Below are 17,353 nucleotides of genomic sequence, written 5' to 3' on the forward strand. Positions count from 1 at the left end.
GGGAATATAGATTTGAATACTTTATCAAAGTCCAAGCGGCTGCAGCTTGCTCTTTTATTAGGGTCGCTTTCGCTTATTGGTCCTTTTACGATAGATACTTATTTGCCTTCGTTTCCAACGATTGTGAATGATTTCCATACGCATGCTTCTCTGGTGCAGGTCAGTTTGACTACTTGCTTGCTGGGGTTGGGCTTAGGGCAATTGCTGATAGGTCCGTTAAGTGATATAACGGGCCGTCGAAAGCCGCTCATTATTTTTCTTAGCTTGTATTTACTGTCTTCATTGGCATGTGCTGCGGCACCGAATATTTACACTTTGATTGTAGCCCGTTTTATTCAAGGGTTTGCGGCAGCGGGTGGGCTTGTTATTTCCAGAGCCGTTGTGCGGGATCTTTATAGCGGAAGGGAACTAACGAAGTTTTTTGCATCATTGATGTTGATCGGGAATCTCGGTCCGATTGTGGCTCCGATTTCTGGTGGCTTGATCCTTGAGTTTGCTAATTGGAAAGGTGTTTTCATTGTCCTGGCTTGCATTGGTCTAATTCTAACGTTGACGGTTACGATGAAACTGGAGGAGACGCTGCCTGTTGAGAAGCGTATTCCAAGTAATTTTAAACAAGTTATTGGAAACTTTGGTTCTTTGCTGAAGGACCGTGAATTTGCAGGATACGCCTTTACACAGGCCTTTACTGTCGCCGGCATTTTTGCCTATGTATCTGGCATTTCCTTTGTCTATCAGAATATATACGGCGTTTCGCCTCAAACCTTTAGCTTCCTATTTGGGGTCAATGGCATCGGGTTGATCATTGGTACTCAGCTTGTTGGCCGCTTTGCGATTTTTACTGAGAAAACCTTCTTGAAGATCGGTCTGCTTCTTTCTAATACAGCTGCATTGGTGCTGCTTTTTGCGCTAATCTTAAAAGCACCATTGATTGCTGTTGCGATTCCGATTTTCTTTGTGGTTATGTCCATCAGCATCATCGGGACATCTTCTTTCTCCTTGGCAATGGAAACCAAGGGGCATATGGCTGGAAGTGCGTCGGCGCTGTTGGGTGTGCTGCCATTCCTGCTAGGCTCCCTGACATCTCCATTAGTCGGAATTGCAGGGGAATATACAGCGATCCCAATGGGAATTGTAATGTTTTCCGCAAGCTTCTTGGCCTTTTTATCTTACTTTGTCTTAGCCAAAAAAGGCTCCGTTAAATTAAATTCAGGGAGAAAACTTTATCAATAATGAACTTTTCTCTCGAATGTATGAGATGCTTCCTGTATTGAACAGGGAGCATCTTTTTTTAGAATGAAGTATGTTAATTTGGGGATTTTTGGGTATTGTGTAGTGATAGCTTCATTCGGGCAGATTTGATTTCTTGTAAAGGCATCAGAATCGGAGAATAATATTCTAAATGCGAAGGGAAGATGATGAATGAAAGAAACGCACTACATTCGTGAGGGGTTAGCCAACATGTGGAAAGGCAAAGAGGCCGTTGGCGGCAAGCTATACCTGAGTTCAGAAATGCTTCACCATAAGCCTCATGCTATTAATTTTCAGAGAGAGGAAACGTATCTTCCATTGACGGATATTTCGAAAGTGGAGCGTGAACGCTCTAGGCTGCTGGGGCTTCCACTGATCAATAATGGATTGAAAGTGACCACACACGAGGGGCATGAGGTGCGCTATGTAGTGAATAAAGCAGGAGAGTGGGTGAACGCCATTGAGCGGGCGGCTGCAGAGGCGAAGAAGCAGGTCGTGATGTAGCAGCCGAGTATTAGACGTGGCCGTACTGGTGCTTTCCAATATAAATATTAATCCGATAAAGTCCTGTATCACCTTGGTGGTGGTGGTGCAGGGCTTTTTCTATTATGGTGATAATCCGGAAATGCCTGCTGGCTGCCAGTGGAAGTGGGACAGTAAACCTGTCCCCATGTCCCATGTGTTAAAATGTAATTAATGGAATATTCTTTTATTGTGGGAGAGGGGTGCAGGATGAAACAGCTTTATATTAAGCAAAAGGTGTTCAGTTTGAACAGCAAGTTTACGGTCAAGGATCAAGAGGAGAATGATGCTTATTATGTTGAAGGGAGCTTCTTGAAGATCCCAAAGACGTTTTCCGTTATGAATACGGATGGGGAAGAGGTTGCTCTTGTCACGAAAAAGGTCATGAGCTTTTTGCCAAAGTTTTTTGTAGAGGTAAATGGGCAGGAAGTATTGACCATCAAGAAAGAGTTTTCTTTCTTGAAAGCACGCTACACGATTGATGCTGCGGGAATTGAGGTTGAGGGGAACTGGCTGGATATGGATTTTCAGGTCCTGCAGAATGGGGAAGTCATCGGTCAGGTGAGCAAAGAATGGTTCACTTGGGGCGACAGCTACAGGGTCCAAGTTTTGAAAGATGAGATGGAGACCATTCTTATTGCATTGGTTGTGGCGATTGATTGTGTGAAGGCCGACCAGGCAGCTGCTTCTTCAGCAGCGACTGATTAACTTTACAAAAAATCATTGACATTCCTATCCATGTAAAAATATACTAATGATGAAAGTTTGAAATCTAGAAAAGGAATGGTACTGAGCGAATGTGGATTTGATCTTATTTTGGAAGGGATAACACTCATATGAATATGAAAATGAGAACCTGGAGAAATAGGATTAGTCTGTCCATACGAGCCTTTGCCGTTTGCAGTACAAATATACACAAAGCTTTTTTGTGCCTTTATTTGTATGGAATTAAACGTGCGCAAGTTTATTTGTGATGGATATAGATCTAGCCTCTCCAGGGTTCTTGGAGAGGCTTTTATTTTTTAAAAAACCTCTCAAAAAGAACGTAAACAGAGGTGATAGTTATGACAATGGTCATACAAGGAAAAGGATTGCAGAAAAGTTTTGGAGAACGGGAGATCCTGCGGGATGTTCAATTTGAAATACGAAAAGGGGAGAAGATCGGGCTTGTCGGCTGGAATGGTGCAGGGAAGTCAACGTTTGTAAAAATTCTTATGGACATGATGAAGCCTGACAAAGGATCCGTGACGATGTGGCCGGCAAATTTGAGAATCGGCTACTTGCCGCAGTCGACAGACTACTCACTATCGATTGATTCTGAACTGTTGAATGATGGGGAGAAGTTAATGGAGACGAGCAAGCTGCTTGGTCTGGCGAAGGATCGTTTGGATCAAGAGGAGTTTGGAAACTTGAGCGGCGGAGAAAAGCTGAAGTTGTCTCTTGCGAAAATCTGGGCGAATTCGCCGGAGTTCTTGATCTTGGATGAACCGACCAACCATATGGATATGCAGGGGGTGGGCTGGCTGATTGATGAGGTAAGAAGCTACACGGGTGCTGCCATCATCATTTCTCATGACCGCTACTTTTTAGATGAAACCGTCTCGAAAATATTTGAGTTGGAAGATGGCGAGCTTACGATATTTGACGGGAATTACTCCGCGTATCAACAGGAGAAGCAAAGAAGGTATGAACAGAATAAGCGGGATTATGAAAAGCAGCAGCGGAAGGTAGAGATGATCGAAAAACAGATTACCAATTTAAAAGAGTGGTCAGCGAAAGCCCATCGCGAAGCGGGAAAAGGCGGATCAGATTCGGAAAACCGCCAGATGGGGCTGCGCGAATTCGAGCGGGCTAAGGCGAAGAAAACCGATAACCAGGTAAAGTCTAAGATGAAACGGCTGAATCTGGAATTATCAAAGAATGAAGTGAAGAAGCCGAAAGAAGAGAAATCCGTTACGTTTCAATTTGAGTCAGACATCAAGCGGGGGAAACGGATTCTTGAAGCAAAAGGCATCAAGAAAGAATTTGGCAGCCGTTTGCTGTTTGATAAAAGCAATTTTTATGTAAAGCATGGGGAACGGATCGGCTTGCTTGGACCAAATGGAGCCGGGAAAACGACATTCATCAATATCTTGCTTCAAAAAGAGGCGCTTACGGGCGGTGAACTATGGATCAGTGAATCGACGAAATGCGCCTACCTATCGCAGGATGTGAGCGATCTTCCAAGCGAAAAGACGCCTTTGGAATATTTGGATCTGACAGAGAAGCATCTGCAGACGAAAGCGAGAACCCTCATTTCAACGATGGGGATCGGGCAGGAAATCCTCCAGAAGCCGATTTCGCAGTTAAGCCTGGGGGAGCGGACGAGGATCAAGCTCATTCAAATGATACTGATGGAATATGACTTGTTGATTTTAGATGAACCGACCAACCATTTGGATTTGCCGAGCAGGGAAGAGCTGGAGAGAACGCTGAGTACGTTTACCGGTACCTTGATCATCGTGTCGCATGACCGCTATTTGATTGAAAAGCTGTGTAATAAATTGCTGGTCATTGAAAACGGAATGATCCAGCCTTTTGATCTAGGATTGAAAGAATATGAGGAACGAAAAAAGAACGTACATTCACAGGAAGAACGAAATGTCCTTGAAGAATTGGCTCTAGTGGAAACAAAAATGACGGAGCTTCTGGGCAAGATTAGTTTCTTGGTGAGGGATACGGAAGAATATAACCGCATCGATAAAGAGCTGGCGGCGTGCATGGAAGCGAAGCGTGGATTGAAGAAATTGTTGTGATGGAGGGGGAGTTGTCCCCCTTTTTTTCATTGATGCAGAGGTACGGTTCGCATGCTTCCCATGAACTTCGGAAGCACAAGAACCGTCCCCACGCTTCCACATCCAAACTATGTTATAGTAGTAGTAGTAAATACTATAATAAAGGGGTTTGGATATGATGGAGAATCAGATTAAATTGTATGATCATCATAAAGAGATTCAGCTGCAGCCTCAAAACGCCGCATTTTATTTGCAAGGGGAGATCATCGAAGCGATTAGCGGGGACAATGAATTGTACTATTTGTTCTTTTATAAATCCCGTTTCCTCACTGCGAAAAAAGCGAAAAGAGTTGCCCGTCATTCCTACATTGAACAGGCTTATAAAAAAGGCATCGTTATCCAATCACCTCATCCGCTCATCCATTCATTGATTACTTCCAATCACCCCTGTCAGATCAACAGTTTTCAACCATTACTGAGAAAATTAGATACATTATATACTCCGCAGGAAAAAGCCTTCATTCTCACATTTTTTGAATCCGTCATTCCTAAAAAACAACTATTTGAAGAACTGAAATCCATCTATTATACATACCGCCGAAACGGGCAGATGTTTCTCGGCTACCAAATCGTCCGCATTTTAATGGATTTTGCACCGAAACATAGTTTGGTAAAAGAGCTTGCCCATAACATCATGTTCAATAAATTTGCCAATCTCTACACTGAAAAGCCTGAGAAACTGATGGCGAAAGATCTGCTTACTGCGGAAAACATGTTATTTTCCCAAAAACATGATGATTATTGTTTCGAGCAGCTTGCCTCACTGCTGGAAAAAGAATCCCGCTGGATCGAATTGACTGCCCTGTACATTTATAAGCTAACCTCAATCCCTTCTGCTGAGCATTACAGCACCTTCACTAATCTGCTTCAACAGCATTTTACCGAAAATGAAACGATGGATATTTTAGAAAAATTATCCCTTCAAATCCCTTCCTATCTTCCTTTACAAAAGGATTTATTCAAAAGATACTTACAAAGCCATCATACCGATGGGGTTTTCCGAATGGTCAATAACCATGAATTCACCCTGGACAGCGCACAAGTTCAACTGCTGGGCGACATGTTGGAACAGATGGATCCAGAAACACATTCAATACAGCCCGAAACATTACAAACCCTGCTGAAATCGGTCATGCATTCGTACCCGGAAAAATCCGAGCAGCTTCTGAATAAATTCGTCATTACCTTATTAAAAACAAATGACTTAGCTTATATGAAGGAATGGCTCAAGCCTTTGAAAGCAAATAATGAAATACTGCGGATCTTTAAAACCATAGATACGATGCATCAGATCAGTGACGACTTAGACCAAATGCAAACGCTTGGAAAAATGTATTACGAATTTAAGCAGCTGGATAAAGCCCTCGAGTGTTTTAGCTGGGAAATGGAGCTCGAGCCCGCTGATCCCCATCCAGTCCAATGGGTATCCAAGATCTATCGGGAGAAGGGGATGATCCAGGAATCAGAAGCCTACCGCGATTTATGTGTGCAGCTTCAGAAGCATGCATAGGAAGCAGCGGGACGGTTCTCATGCTTCCAAATCCCGAATTGAACTCATGCTTTTAGATATTGGCGCGCTGAACAAAACTTGTTCAGCGCGCTTTTTATTTATGCGCAAATGCATCCTGTCCCAACTGCAGAAGAACTTCAAATTGTCCCTCATGTTTAGAGGAAATATTGGATATGCTGGAGTATTTTAAATGTAAGATGAATGCGTTGTGAATTTCTCAAAAAAATTTTAAAAAAAGTTTTTGAGTGTGTCGATTTTGAAAATACCCGTTCGTTGTCTTATTAGAATCACAAATTCTTAGGATGACAGAGGAGGAAAACGGAATGTATACCGTTATTTCAAAAGATGGAACGAATATTGCTTATGACAAAATGGGGAATGGACCGGCGCTTATATTAGTGGCAGGGGCATTCAGCTACCGGAAATTCCCGCAGCAGGTTGAGCTTGCAAATATGCTGTCGGAGTATTTTACCGTGTACAACTATGACCGCAGGGGACGTGGGGACAGCGGCGATGCCCATTCGTACGAAGTGGAGCGGGAGGTGGAAGACCTTCAGGCGATGATTGAGGAAGCGGGTGGATCGGCATTTGTTTGGGGGCTGTCTTCAGGCGCTGCACTGGCTATGAGGGGAGCAGAAGCAGGGTTGAATATTACAAAATTGGCACTGCATGAACCTCCATTCATCGTAAAACAAGAAGATCGGAAGCCGCCAAAAAATTTCAGGCAGCATACGGCAGAACTGATTGCCAATAATGACCGGGCGGAGGCAATAAAGTATTTCATGACAAAAGGGATGATGGCTCCATCATTCATTGTGAGCATGATGCGCATGATGCCTGGGGTCTGGGCGAATCTGATGGCAGTCGCTCATACCCTTCCGTATGATGCAGCCATATTGGATGGCTACATGGAAGGAAAGGAGCTGCCGGCTGAAAATTGGAGAGGCGTCACGATTCCCACGCTTGTTATAGAAGGAACAGAAAGCCCTTCCTCTCTGAGGAACAGCGCTCAAGCATTGGCCGGTGCACTCCCGAATGCACAGCTATTAAGCAAAAAAGGACTCGGGCATACAAAGAAATTGAATACAAAGAAAATCTCTCCTGAACTTACAGCCTTTTTTATGGCAGCTCAAAGATAATTTTTGCACTTGTCGATTTCAGCCATGACGTTATGAAATCAAAAATTCACATGAAAATTAAGGAGGAAAAGATGATGAGATTTATGATGATTGTAAAAGCGACTGCAGATTCAGAAGCTGGAAAGATGCCAAGCCAAGAGCTGATTGAGGCGATGCAGAAATACAATGAAGAATTGGTTAAAGCAGGTGTCTTGCTTGCTGCAGATGGACTTCATCCAAGCTCGAACGGGATAAGGATTTCCTATCCGGAAGCGGGAGGTAAACCCAAAGTGGTCGACGGTCCATTTACCGAGGCGAAAGAATTGATTGCTGGATATACATTGATTGAAGTGAAATCCAGAGAAGAAGCAGTTGAATGGGCATTAAGGATGCCGGATCCACATGGGTTTGGCCAAGGGGAGATTGAGCTTAGGCAGGTTTTTGAAGCGGCTGATTTAACGGATGATGTTGAATTGATTGAAAAGGAAAATACCCTTCGGAAACAAGTAGAGGAGCTAAAGAAAGCGTGAGTATTCCTCAAACACATCGGACCATTGAAGCGATTTGGAAAATTGAGTCTCCAAAGCTGATCGCAAGGCTGACAGGCATGGTGCGGGACGTCGGTCTTGCGGAAGACCTTGCCCATGACGCTTTTGTGGCGGCGCTTGAAAAATGGCCGGAAAGTGGAATTCCCGAAAATCCGGGAGCATGGTTGATGACGACGGCTAAACATCGAGCGATTGATTATTTGCGCAGGAAAAAAGTGCAGGATCAAAAATACGGAGAAGCAGCTAAAAATACAGATTTATTTACTGAGGAAAACTTAGATGAGGTGGATGGGGAGATTGGCGACGATCTCCTTCGCCTCATTTTTATGACCTGCCATCCAGTTTTGTCGCAAGATGCTAGAGTGGCCCTGACACTTAGGCTGTTATGCGGACTTACAACAGAAGAAATTGCTCATTCCTTTTTCGCCTCAGAATCGACTATTGCACAAAGGATTGTACGTGCCAAAAGAACCCTGGCACAAAAGGAAGTGCCATTTGAGGTGCCCGTGGGAGAGGACATGAAGCAGCGGTTGTCGACGGTGCTTGAAGTGATTTATCTTATGTTCAATGAAGGGTATGCTGCATCTTCCGGAAGCCACTGGATGCGTCCGTTGCTCTGTCAAGAAGCATTGAGGCTTGGCCGGGTTTTGGCAGAGATAGCCCCGATGGAATCGGAAGTGCACGGTCTAGTGGCTTTAATGGAAATCCAATTTTCAAGATTTAAAACACGAGTAGATTCAGAAGGGCAGCCGATTCTCTTAATGGATCAGGACCGCACAAAGTGGGATCAATTGTTGATTAGGCGCGGATTGGCTGCTCTTGAACGGAGCAAAAGAGCAGGCGGATCACTTGGCCCCTATGCGTTGCAGGCATCCATTTCTGCCTGTCATGCTCAGGCGGCATCCGTTGAAGAAACGGAATGGCCAAAAATTGCCGCACTATATGAGGCTTTATCGATGGTAATGCCTTCCCCAATCGTGGAACTGAACCGCGCAGTCGCAATCTCGATGGCATTCGGCCCAGCATTTGGCCTCCAGATTGTCGATGAGCTGAATAATGATCCAACTTTGCAGAACTACCATCTCTTGCCGAGCGTCAGAGGAGACTTATTATTCAAGCTGGAAAGGTATGAAGAGGCACGTTTAGAATTTGAACGTGCTGCTTCATTGACTCGAAACGAACGTGAAGGGACTTTATTGCGTAGACGCGCGATGGAATGCGGAAAAAAATAAACTACATAAAATTTTTCTTCGGCATGTCGAAATATCCTAAAAGGATTCGTCGTGTAAGTAAAGGGAGCTGTTGATGTTCAAGACTTCCTTTTATAAAGGAGGAGAAGTTTTTGAAATACTTCATATCAAAAGAAAAAGAGTCTTTGGAGGAAGGGGATTCCACCGCAATAGAAGCCAATAAGAGCCCCCTGTTGCAGGTGATGGAATCCTCATTAAGGGAGCAGCAGATGATGTTAAGAAATACCGAATATCCAAGAAAAAAGGAGAGGAAGATCAAATGAATCAAGAAGTAGCGGATTTTATTAATATGTTAAATGAAAACTGGCAGATCGAACTGGCCAATAATCTCAGGGAAGTTGTCCACGAAGCTATACCTGATGTACAGGAACGCATCCAATACAAAAAGCCGCATTTCTTAAAAAACGGCAAGTATGCCGCAGTCATCTCCACATCAAAAGCAGCAGTCAGCTTCACCATTTTCAATCCATTAAAACTAGATTTTCCTGAAGAAATGTTCCAAGGACCTCCCGAAAGGAAAACGATGAAGCTCTGCAAGGGAGAATCAGTTGATGCTGATCAGCTTGTTTCTTTGTTAAAACAAGCATCAGAGACTTTGTAGAGGGAAGCAGGGGGACGGTTCTCATGCTTCTTTTTAATAGGACTGTTACTATGATTTCCTGGTATTCGGCTGCAGCCTTCCTGTAAAATGGAAAAAGAGAAACTGGATTATTAAATGTATATAATGAGGAGATTTTTTATGGACAGCATCATTTTTGATTTAGATGGAACGTTGTGGGACTCGCGGGAAACCGTGTTAGAAGCCTGGAATGAAAAGATTGAGCAGCATGAAAAATTGAATCAACCGTTAACAGTGGAAGATTTCAAACAGACGATGGGGCTGCAGGTGAAAGAAATCGGAGAGATTCTATTTCCTTCATTATCGGCAGAGGAACGGGAAGTCTTCCTGCAGGCATGCTGTGATAGTGAATGCGATTATTTGAAAAAATCAGGCGGGAGCGTTTATGAAAACGTGGAAGAGGTGCTCAATACCCTTTCCAAGAAATATAAACTATTCATCGTCAGCAACTGCCAAGCAGGATATATCGAATCCTTTTATGACTATCACAAATTAGACCCGTTATTTTTAGACTTTGAGAATCCCGGCCGTACAGGGTTGTCCAAAGGGGAAAATATCAAACTGATCATGGAAAGAAACCATTTGGAGAGCCCCGTTTATGTAGGCGACACGGAAGGGGACCGCAAAGCGGCGGAATCAGCCGGCATCCCATTCGTTTATGCACGGTACGGATTTGGAGAAGTTGAGAAGTATGATTATGTGATCGATGAATTCAGGGATCTATTAAGGTTGTTCTGAGGAATGAAAAGGGAGTGCTTGAAGGACGATTTGTCCTTTGCACTCCCTTTTATTAATTAGCAATATTGCTTCTTGGCCTCGTATCTACTAAGAAGTTCGTATGGCTTAACCTTGAATGTTTCATAAGGTAAATAATTAGCATTCATGGCATCGAGGGTCCGGCTTCTAAATTGCTCCCTTGTAATATAGTGGTGAATATTTTCTCTATTTAATTCAGTGAATGACACTTCCGATGTTTCATTTGCAGCCGGTCTAGGTTCACCAGATGTATACGTTCCTCTAAATACAACAGAAGTTACACCTGCCGTCATGTTTTGATAAATGCCAGTGATCCCGTGTAAATGAACTTTGACTCCGGTTTCCTCGAAAATCTCCCGATGAACAGCTTCTTCCAGCGTTTCGCCTTCTTCGACTTGGCCACCGGGCATTTCCATAGTATCTGATCGGTGGAAATTCCTGACCAGCAATACTTCGCCTGCATCATTTGTGATATATCCGCTGACCGAGACGATATGTCTTGGGACGTGATAGGCTGCCGTTGAAGATAAGAAATCTTCATTCCTGTCGATGTAAAGGTCTCCCGTCTCGGTCCTTTTTTCGTTTGCCATTTTGTTGAGCTCACTATTCCTGATGAGAGTTTCAACTTGTTCGTAATGCCCCATGCTGTGGTAATTCCAGACTTCCATGACCTCATCTTTATTATCATTCACCCAACGCCCGATTAATTTTGCACCGTGGCTCAAGTAATTAGGATAGATATAGGAATGAAAGAAGTGGTTGAAATCGTTCAGCGTCCCCGGGTTAACTTTATAAGTAATTCTTCTACAAATCATATTTGAATTCCCCCTTCTTCATATAGTTCCACATAGGGGCATTGTTTTCCTTTTAAATGGGAAATGACTCGATTTTTAGAAAGTCGCTCGCAACAGGATGGGGAGAACGCGCAACAAAGGTCAATATCTTACAAATACCCCCTCCCACATCCTGATCCTCTAACATTTTTTCGCTTTAACGTATAAAACGATTTCTGTTTCAAAATACCTCCCAAATACCTATAAAATTTAATATTTGTAATAAAAACCCATGTAAAATGACAACCTCTCATACTTTTATCACCATCCACCCACGCCGACCTGTCCTACCATTTACCTGTAAATTATCTTGAAATGAGAGTAAAAATAGTAAGAAAATAACAGACACGTTTCGACAAGTTCCTGAGTGAATTTGACCAAAAAATGAACTGGTGATAAATACATATAAGGACGTTTGTGACATTTTTTTGAATAATTGTGTTTCTTTTTTAGGAAATCGAGGTATTTATAGGAAATGAAATAACCATTTCTGTTTTATATTCCCATCTCTGGGAGATCAACATCAATAAAGAGAGGTACATTAATGCTAGAGTCTAAACGAAAAGCCATTATCTTTTTAACATTAGCGTTATTGCTCGCATTTGCAGCAGGATTTTTTGTTTTACAGAAAGTGAAAATGCTTAATGCCGATTTGGGAGGGATGACCAAAATCTATGTGGCAGCTCGTGATATCCCATCAAGGACAGTCCTCACACCTGATCAAGTGAAGACGAAAGAGATTCCGAACCGGTTTGTGAAGGGAACAGACTATATCACAAAGCCAAAGGATATGATGGGAAAAGTTCTGGTAATCCCTGTAGCTAAGGGAGGAATGTTGACTACAGGCATGACCAAGGATGCAGCGGAACTCGCAAATGAAAATAATCGTCTCGTCGCAGTGTATGGAAATGAAAAGGTCATGTTCGATGAGCAATTGGCAAGTCTTGACCGAGTGGATATCGTAGTGTCCCAAGGACTTGATGGAAAGCCTTCTACTACAACATTCATGAAGGACGTACTTGTGAGGGGCGTAAGCAACAGTAAGGGAAGAACTGTGGGAGCCCTTGTGGAAGTCCCGGAAAAAGATGCTCCTAAACTGATTCATATGGAAAACTATGCAGACAGTATCCGCATCCTTAAAGCAAACGTCGGAAAAGGCGATAGCAGTGATGAAAATGTTGAGTCCACGGTGACTGAAACGACTACGCAGCAGCCGGAAAAAGCAGCTCCTGCAGCTGCAAAGCCAGATCAATCCAAGACGACAACCCCAGCCAAGCAGAAGCCGGCAACTTCACAAAAGAAGCCTGCCTCAACGAAGCCGGCAGCAGGAACAGGAACGAATAAGAATTAGCATAATCAAATTTCGGAGGACAGCCTATGATTGAAAATAAACTATTGATCATCAGTGAAGATGAGGCGATGAAAGATCAGCTCCGACTGATTTTATCCGAGTATAAAAAAGTGGATGCCATACAATATGAAGATTTGAAGACAGAAATTGACCGGATGGCACCTGACATCGTTTTCCTTGTTCAGCCTAAGGACGATTCATCAGTTGAAGCCGTTCAATTCATCCAGTCTTTAAATCCGATGACAGTGGTAGTCTTTATCTCCTTGACGCAGGATTTCAATCTGCTTCGCGGAGTGACAAGGGCAGGTGCATCAGATTTTTTCGTCTTCCCCGATGAAATGACCCTTCTCAACAGCAAGCTGGATAGCATTATCCAATCCGCAGTGGATAGGAAGAAAAGTGCGGAAGAAATTGCAGCATCCAGCCAAAGTTTCACAAGAGGGAGGGGGCAGATCTATTCTTTCTACAGCGGAAAAGGAGGGAGCGGCCGCACCCTGATTGCATCGACTTTCGCTCAGACATTGAAGCTGGAATCTACAGCACAGGTCCTATTAATAGATTTCAACCTTCAATTCGGCGGGGTGGAGACATACCTATCGATTGAATCCAATCGTTCGCTGGCAGATTTAACCCCTGTCATCAATGAATTAAATGAAAGCCATATCCGGAATGTATCTGAGCGTGAAAACCATTCTAAACTTGAGGTGCTGTTGAGCCCGAAAGATGCGGAAGTCGCAGAAAGCCTTCCTGATGAATTCATTTCAAGATTGCTCCGGACTTGCAGGAGGAGCTATGACTTTGTCATCGTCGACTTGCCTGTCCATATGAATGAAGCGACTTACACGGCTCTGGAGGAGTCAGACAAAATCTATTATGTCCTGAATCTCGATACGCCTTCCCTTCAAGTTCTGAAGCAGGTAGAACAGTTGTTTAAGAGATTGGGCGTTGAAATGGATGAGAGGTTTGAACTCATTGTCAATGGAATCGGGAAAGATAATGAACTGAACGTCGGCGACATTAAAAATTTCCTTTCACTTCCAATTGAAGCAAAGTTGAATCGCGATTCTAAAGGGCTGCAGCCCCTGATCAATAAAGGGGAGCCGCTGCGGAAAGAAGCGAACGAGAAAAAGATTACCCAATTTGCAAAAGACATCCGAAAGTGGGTCCTTTCCAAACTGGGATAAAACTAAGGTGATCCTATGGCACTCTTTGAAAGAAATAGAAGCAATAGAATAAGAGAAGGTTCAAGTACGGAATCTTACTCGCAAATAAATCCCTATATTGATGAACTCGTAGAGCACTATAAAGCAAGGCTCCTGAAGGAAACGAATCTTGAAGCATTGACGAGTTTATCCCAAGGGGAGATGAGGCTGCGGATTGAGCAGCTTGTCAGCCAATTCATGAGTGAAGAAAAGGTGATCATCTCCCGGCAGGACAAGGAATTCTTACTTACGAGAATCATAGATGAATCTGTTGGGTACGGTCCCTTGGAGCCGCTCTTAAATGATCCGGATATTACGGAGATTCTCATCAATGGCCACAAAGAAGTATACATCGAGAAGACGGGTAAGCTTCAGCTGACAGGCATCACGTTTAGGGATGAGCGCCATGTCCGGCATGTCATCGATCGGATTGTCGCCCCACTTGGTAGGAGGATTGATGAAAGTTCTCCAATGGTCGATGCTAGACTGCCAGACGGGAGCCGGGTAAATGCGGTCATCCCTCCAATCAGTTTGAACGGCACCTTGATTTCCATCCGGAAGTTCAGGAAAGAGCCGTTCAAGATGAAGGATCTGCTAGGATTCGATTCACTGGAAGCCAAAATGGCCGCTTTCCTTCAAGCGATTGTGAAAGCCAAAATGAGCATTCTTATTTCTGGAGGGACTGGAAGCGGGAAGACCACCTTGCTGAACGTATTGGGAAGTGAGATTCCAGCAGCGGAACGCGTTATCACCATTGAGGATTCAGCAGAGCTTCGCCTCGACCGTCCGAATGTAGTAGGAATGGAAGCAAGGCCGGCAAACGTGGAAGGCAGCGGAGAAATTTCCATCCGTCAGCTTGTCAAAAATGCCCTTCGGATGAGACCCGACCGAATCATTGTCGGGGAGGTCCGCGGGTCTGAGGCGTTCGATATGCTTCAGGCGATGAACACGGGGCATGAAGGATCGTTGACGACGGTCCATGCTAATACTCCTGCTGATGCTCTCAGAAGGATAGAAGGGATGGTGGTCATGGCAGGGATGGACCTGCCGACGCATATCGTCCGGGAATATATCGTCGGTGCAATTGATTTTATCGTACAGGGTGAGCGGTTGACAGACGGGACCAGGAAAATCACGTCAATATCAGAAGTGTTCACTTCAGAGGACGGAAAGATAGTAGTCAATGAAATCTTCAAATTCCAGCGGATAGAAATGGATGAGGATGGAACTGTCAAAGGTCAGTTCGTCCCCACAGGCATCATCCCTAATTGTTTAGAGAGATTAAGAGTCTTTGGCCAAGAAATCGATCCTTCCATTTTTCAAAGCAAAGGAGTGAAGACCATTGGTTCCAGCTATACTTTATAGTTTGGCCGTCCTGATAGGGATCTTCGGTATATACAGCTATATGGGATATAGGGCTGAAAAGAGGACCTGGCGGCAGAAAGTCGGAAAATGGTTCGACTCTGGAGAGAAACGAAAGAGTTTCATTGTGGTCTGGGGAGATAAATTTGACCAAGGCAAACTAGCCCAGCCGATGCATAAGAAGCTGAGACAGGCGAACATCCCACTCACACCATCAGAGTTTTACGGAATGCTGATTGTGGGCGGCGGTGCTATCGCAGTCTTCTCTAAAACAATCTTTAAGATTGATGTACCGATTAACTTGCTGATTGCGCTTGGGGCAGTGGCAGCCACCTACTTCCTTTTATTCCTGGTAAGGAAAAATAAATACCAGGAGCGATTGAACAGCCAGCTTGCTGAAATCTGCCGGCTGCTCGCGAACTCGGTTCGTGCCGGAATGACAATTCAGCAAGGGCTTGAAATGGTAGCTTACGAGATTGACTCCCCTGCCAAAGAAGAGTTCCAGCAGCTTTCCCACGAACTGAGGCTGGGGGTTGATTTTGAAAGAGCCTTAAGAGCCATGCAGGAACGCAATCAATCGAGGGATTTCAAACTATTCATCGCGACGCTGTTGATTCAGAAAAAAGCGGGGGGCAACCTCCATGCGGTGTTGGATGAGATGTCCAGAACCCTCGATGACAGGAAGATCCTCAATCAGACAATCAAGACGATGACTGCCGAGCAGCGATTCATTTCCTACATATTGCCGGCTATGCCTGTCTTCATTCTACTGATGATGAATCAGATGATCGATGGGTTCCTTGATAATTTGGCAACAGTGCCAGGGGCAATCCTTGGGGTACTCTTCGTCATAGGCACAGTTCTTTCATTCATTCTAGTAAGAAAAGTCACGAACATAAGGGTGTGATGAAATGGATACATTGATACTCCTTTGTGTCATATTGTTTTGGTTCTTTGTCGTATTAGGCATCCGGAACTGGTATCTGTATACAACCAGGAAGAAGCAGCTATCACTTCACTTGGAGGAACAGCTTAAATCTCCTGATGATATGTATCGAAGAAAAGAAACGCTGTCCTCCAAAGCTTTGAAGAGAGTCACCAAATATGCGGACGACTTTTCATCCATTGGACAGCGGATCAACTTTTTCAGTGAAAACCATGAAGTGGACGAATGGCTTCGAAAAGCAGGGAATCCTCTTGAATTAACAGTCGAAAGATTCCAAGGCATTAAGATGTTCCTGGCTTTTGCCGGACTGATTGCTGGGATTGTCTTATTTATCATTCAATTCCCGCTGTCTCAATTTGCTTTAGCATTCCTGCCAATACTCGGTTATGCAGCACCGATATTCATCGTTAAGCGGCAGGCGAAAAAACGCCAGGAAGAATTGCGCTACGATTTGCCTGACTTTCTGGACACAATGAGTGTCAGCCTTCAGGCAGGGATTGGATTGGACCAGGCTTTAAGGGAAGTGATCCGGTTCTTTGACGGTCCATTGCGAGAGGAGTTTTCCCGGTTCCTATATGAAATTGATCTAGGAGTACCTAGGGAGCAGTCCTACCGAGAGTTGCTTGCAAGGAACGATAACCCTGAGTTTCAAACGCTGATCAAATCTTTGATCCAGGGTATCAAGCTCGGAGTTCCCATAGCCACGACCTTTAAACTTCAGGCAGATGATATGCGGGAAGTAAGGCGCGAGCAAGTGAAGGAGAAAGCGGCCAAAGCTTCTCCGAAAATCACATTGATTACAACGTTTATTGTTGCGCCGACAGCCATGCTCCTTATTGGGGGGCTGATGGTGATGAACCTATTGTTTGGCCATAACAGCTTTTTTGACTTAGTGAAGTAGCCTTCATCTTTTGAAGGATTTAATAAAACTATTTATAAAAACAAGGAGGAAATTAACTATGAAAGACTTCATGATCAGCACTTACGTAAAAATGCAAGGAATGGTAAAGAACGAAAGAGGATCTCAGGCGCTTGAATGGATTGGGGTAGCAGCGGTCATCATCACGATTGTTACACTTTTATCTTCTGCAGTTAGTAGCCAAGGGTCTGGCATTAGCGGCATGGTCCAGTCGATCTTCACAAAGATTTCGGACATGTTACAGGGATAAAACATAAAATTTACAGGGGGAACATCATTTGTTCCCCTCTATACATATTGGAAACAACAAGGTTCACAAGGGAGGAAAACCA

The 17,353-nt window shown here is 44.0% G+C and carries 18 protein-coding genes; 17 read left to right on the plus strand and 1 reads right to left on the minus strand.

Annotated elements, in window-relative coordinates; all coding sequences use genetic code 11:
* The first annotated feature begins 12 nt into the window (after positions 1–12).
* From ABTV07_RS01750 to ABTV07_RS01800, 11 genes are all read left to right on the plus strand, one after another.
* Positions 13–1,233: a multidrug effflux MFS transporter gene (locus ABTV07_RS01750; protein ID WP_433746691.1), complete on the plus strand. Its 1,221-nt coding sequence runs from the start codon at positions 13–15 to the stop codon at positions 1,231–1,233.
* Positions 1,234–1,461: 228 nt separating this feature from the next.
* The gene (locus ABTV07_RS01755) at positions 1,462–1,755 is read left to right on the plus strand and encodes a hypothetical protein (RefSeq protein ID WP_433746694.1); all 294 of its coding nucleotides are present in this window, start codon (positions 1,462–1,464) and stop codon (positions 1,753–1,755) included.
* Between the two features lie 228 nt (positions 1,756–1,983).
* The gene (locus tag ABTV07_RS01760; protein ID WP_433746697.1) at positions 1,984–2,481 is read left to right on the plus strand and encodes an LURP-one-related/scramblase family protein; all 498 of its coding nucleotides are present in this window, start codon (positions 1,984–1,986) and stop codon (positions 2,479–2,481) included.
* Positions 2,482–2,837: 356 nt separating this feature from the next.
* Positions 2,838–4,568, plus strand: a complete 1,731-nt coding sequence (gene abc-f, locus ABTV07_RS01765; RefSeq protein ID WP_433746700.1) for a ribosomal protection-like ABC-F family protein — start codon at positions 2,838–2,840, stop codon at positions 4,566–4,568.
* Positions 4,569–4,722: 154 nt separating this feature from the next.
* On the plus strand, positions 4,723–6,117 hold the full coding sequence (locus ABTV07_RS01770) for a hypothetical protein (protein ID WP_433746703.1): 1,395 nt from the start codon (positions 4,723–4,725) through the stop codon (positions 6,115–6,117).
* 323 nt (positions 6,118–6,440) lie between these two features.
* A complete protein-coding gene (locus tag ABTV07_RS01775; protein WP_433746706.1) occupies positions 6,441–7,256 on the plus strand; it encodes an alpha/beta fold hydrolase in 816 nt (271 codons plus the stop codon).
* Between the two features lie 74 nt (positions 7,257–7,330).
* Positions 7,331–7,765: a YciI family protein gene (locus tag ABTV07_RS01780; RefSeq protein ID WP_433751038.1), complete on the plus strand. Its 435-nt coding sequence runs from the start codon at positions 7,331–7,333 to the stop codon at positions 7,763–7,765.
* The gene (locus ABTV07_RS01785; RefSeq protein ID WP_433746709.1) at positions 7,762–9,015 is read left to right on the plus strand and encodes an RNA polymerase sigma factor; all 1,254 of its coding nucleotides are present in this window, start codon (positions 7,762–7,764) and stop codon (positions 9,013–9,015) included. Before ABTV07_RS01780 ends, ABTV07_RS01785 begins: the two co-directional genes overlap by 4 nt.
* A gap of 110 nt (positions 9,016–9,125) precedes the next feature.
* Positions 9,126–9,296, plus strand: a complete 171-nt coding sequence (locus ABTV07_RS01790; RefSeq protein WP_433746711.1) for a hypothetical protein — start codon at positions 9,126–9,128, stop codon at positions 9,294–9,296.
* Positions 9,293–9,634 (plus strand): DUF1801 domain-containing protein, encoded by a 342-nt coding sequence (locus tag ABTV07_RS01795; protein WP_433746714.1) that lies wholly within the window; start codon positions 9,293–9,295, stop codon positions 9,632–9,634. Before ABTV07_RS01790 ends, ABTV07_RS01795 begins: the two co-directional genes overlap by 4 nt.
* Before the next feature lie 138 nt (positions 9,635–9,772).
* Positions 9,773–10,390 (plus strand): HAD family hydrolase, encoded by a 618-nt coding sequence (locus tag ABTV07_RS01800; protein ID WP_433746717.1) that lies wholly within the window; start codon positions 9,773–9,775, stop codon positions 10,388–10,390.
* Between the two features lie 56 nt (positions 10,391–10,446).
* Here the strand turns inward: ABTV07_RS01800 and ABTV07_RS01805 are convergent, their stop codons facing one another.
* The gene (locus ABTV07_RS01805; RefSeq protein WP_433746720.1) at positions 10,447–11,223 is read right to left on the minus strand and encodes an NUDIX hydrolase; all 777 of its coding nucleotides are present in this window, start codon (positions 11,221–11,223) and stop codon (positions 10,447–10,449) included.
* 562 nt (positions 11,224–11,785) lie between these two features.
* Between ABTV07_RS01805 and ABTV07_RS01810 the strand changes: the two genes are divergently transcribed.
* The 6 genes from ABTV07_RS01810 to ABTV07_RS01835 are packed head-to-tail and all read left to right on the plus strand — an operon-like array spanning position 11,786 to position 17,271.
* Positions 11,786–12,592 carry an SAF domain-containing protein gene (locus ABTV07_RS01810; RefSeq protein WP_433746723.1) on the plus strand — a complete coding sequence of 269 codons (807 nt, stop codon included), beginning with the start codon at positions 11,786–11,788 and terminating at the stop codon, positions 12,590–12,592.
* A 26-nt stretch (positions 12,593–12,618) separates the two neighbouring features.
* The gene (locus ABTV07_RS01815) at positions 12,619–13,776 is read left to right on the plus strand and encodes an AAA family ATPase (RefSeq protein ID WP_433746726.1); all 1,158 of its coding nucleotides are present in this window, start codon (positions 12,619–12,621) and stop codon (positions 13,774–13,776) included.
* A gap of 15 nt (positions 13,777–13,791) precedes the next feature.
* Complete coding sequence (locus ABTV07_RS01820; RefSeq protein WP_433746728.1) at positions 13,792–15,159, plus strand: CpaF family protein; 1,368 nt, start codon at positions 13,792–13,794, stop codon at positions 15,157–15,159.
* Positions 15,137–16,063 (plus strand): type II secretion system F family protein, encoded by a 927-nt coding sequence (locus tag ABTV07_RS01825; RefSeq protein ID WP_433746731.1) that lies wholly within the window; start codon positions 15,137–15,139, stop codon positions 16,061–16,063. The genes ABTV07_RS01820 and ABTV07_RS01825 overlap by 23 nt, the downstream gene beginning before the upstream one ends.
* A gap of 4 nt (positions 16,064–16,067) precedes the next feature.
* A complete protein-coding gene (locus tag ABTV07_RS01830) occupies positions 16,068–17,003 on the plus strand; it encodes a type II secretion system F family protein (protein WP_433746734.1) in 936 nt (311 codons plus the stop codon).
* A 58-nt stretch (positions 17,004–17,061) separates the two neighbouring features.
* Positions 17,062–17,271, plus strand: a complete 210-nt coding sequence (locus ABTV07_RS01835; RefSeq protein ID WP_433746737.1) for a hypothetical protein — start codon at positions 17,062–17,064, stop codon at positions 17,269–17,271.
* Positions 17,272–17,353: the final 82 nt, after the last annotated feature.

Source organism: Falsibacillus pallidus, from assembly GCF_050990905.1.
In the GTDB taxonomy this organism is placed as follows: domain Bacteria; phylum Bacillota; class Bacilli; order Bacillales; family DSM-25281; genus Falsibacillus; species Falsibacillus pallidus_A.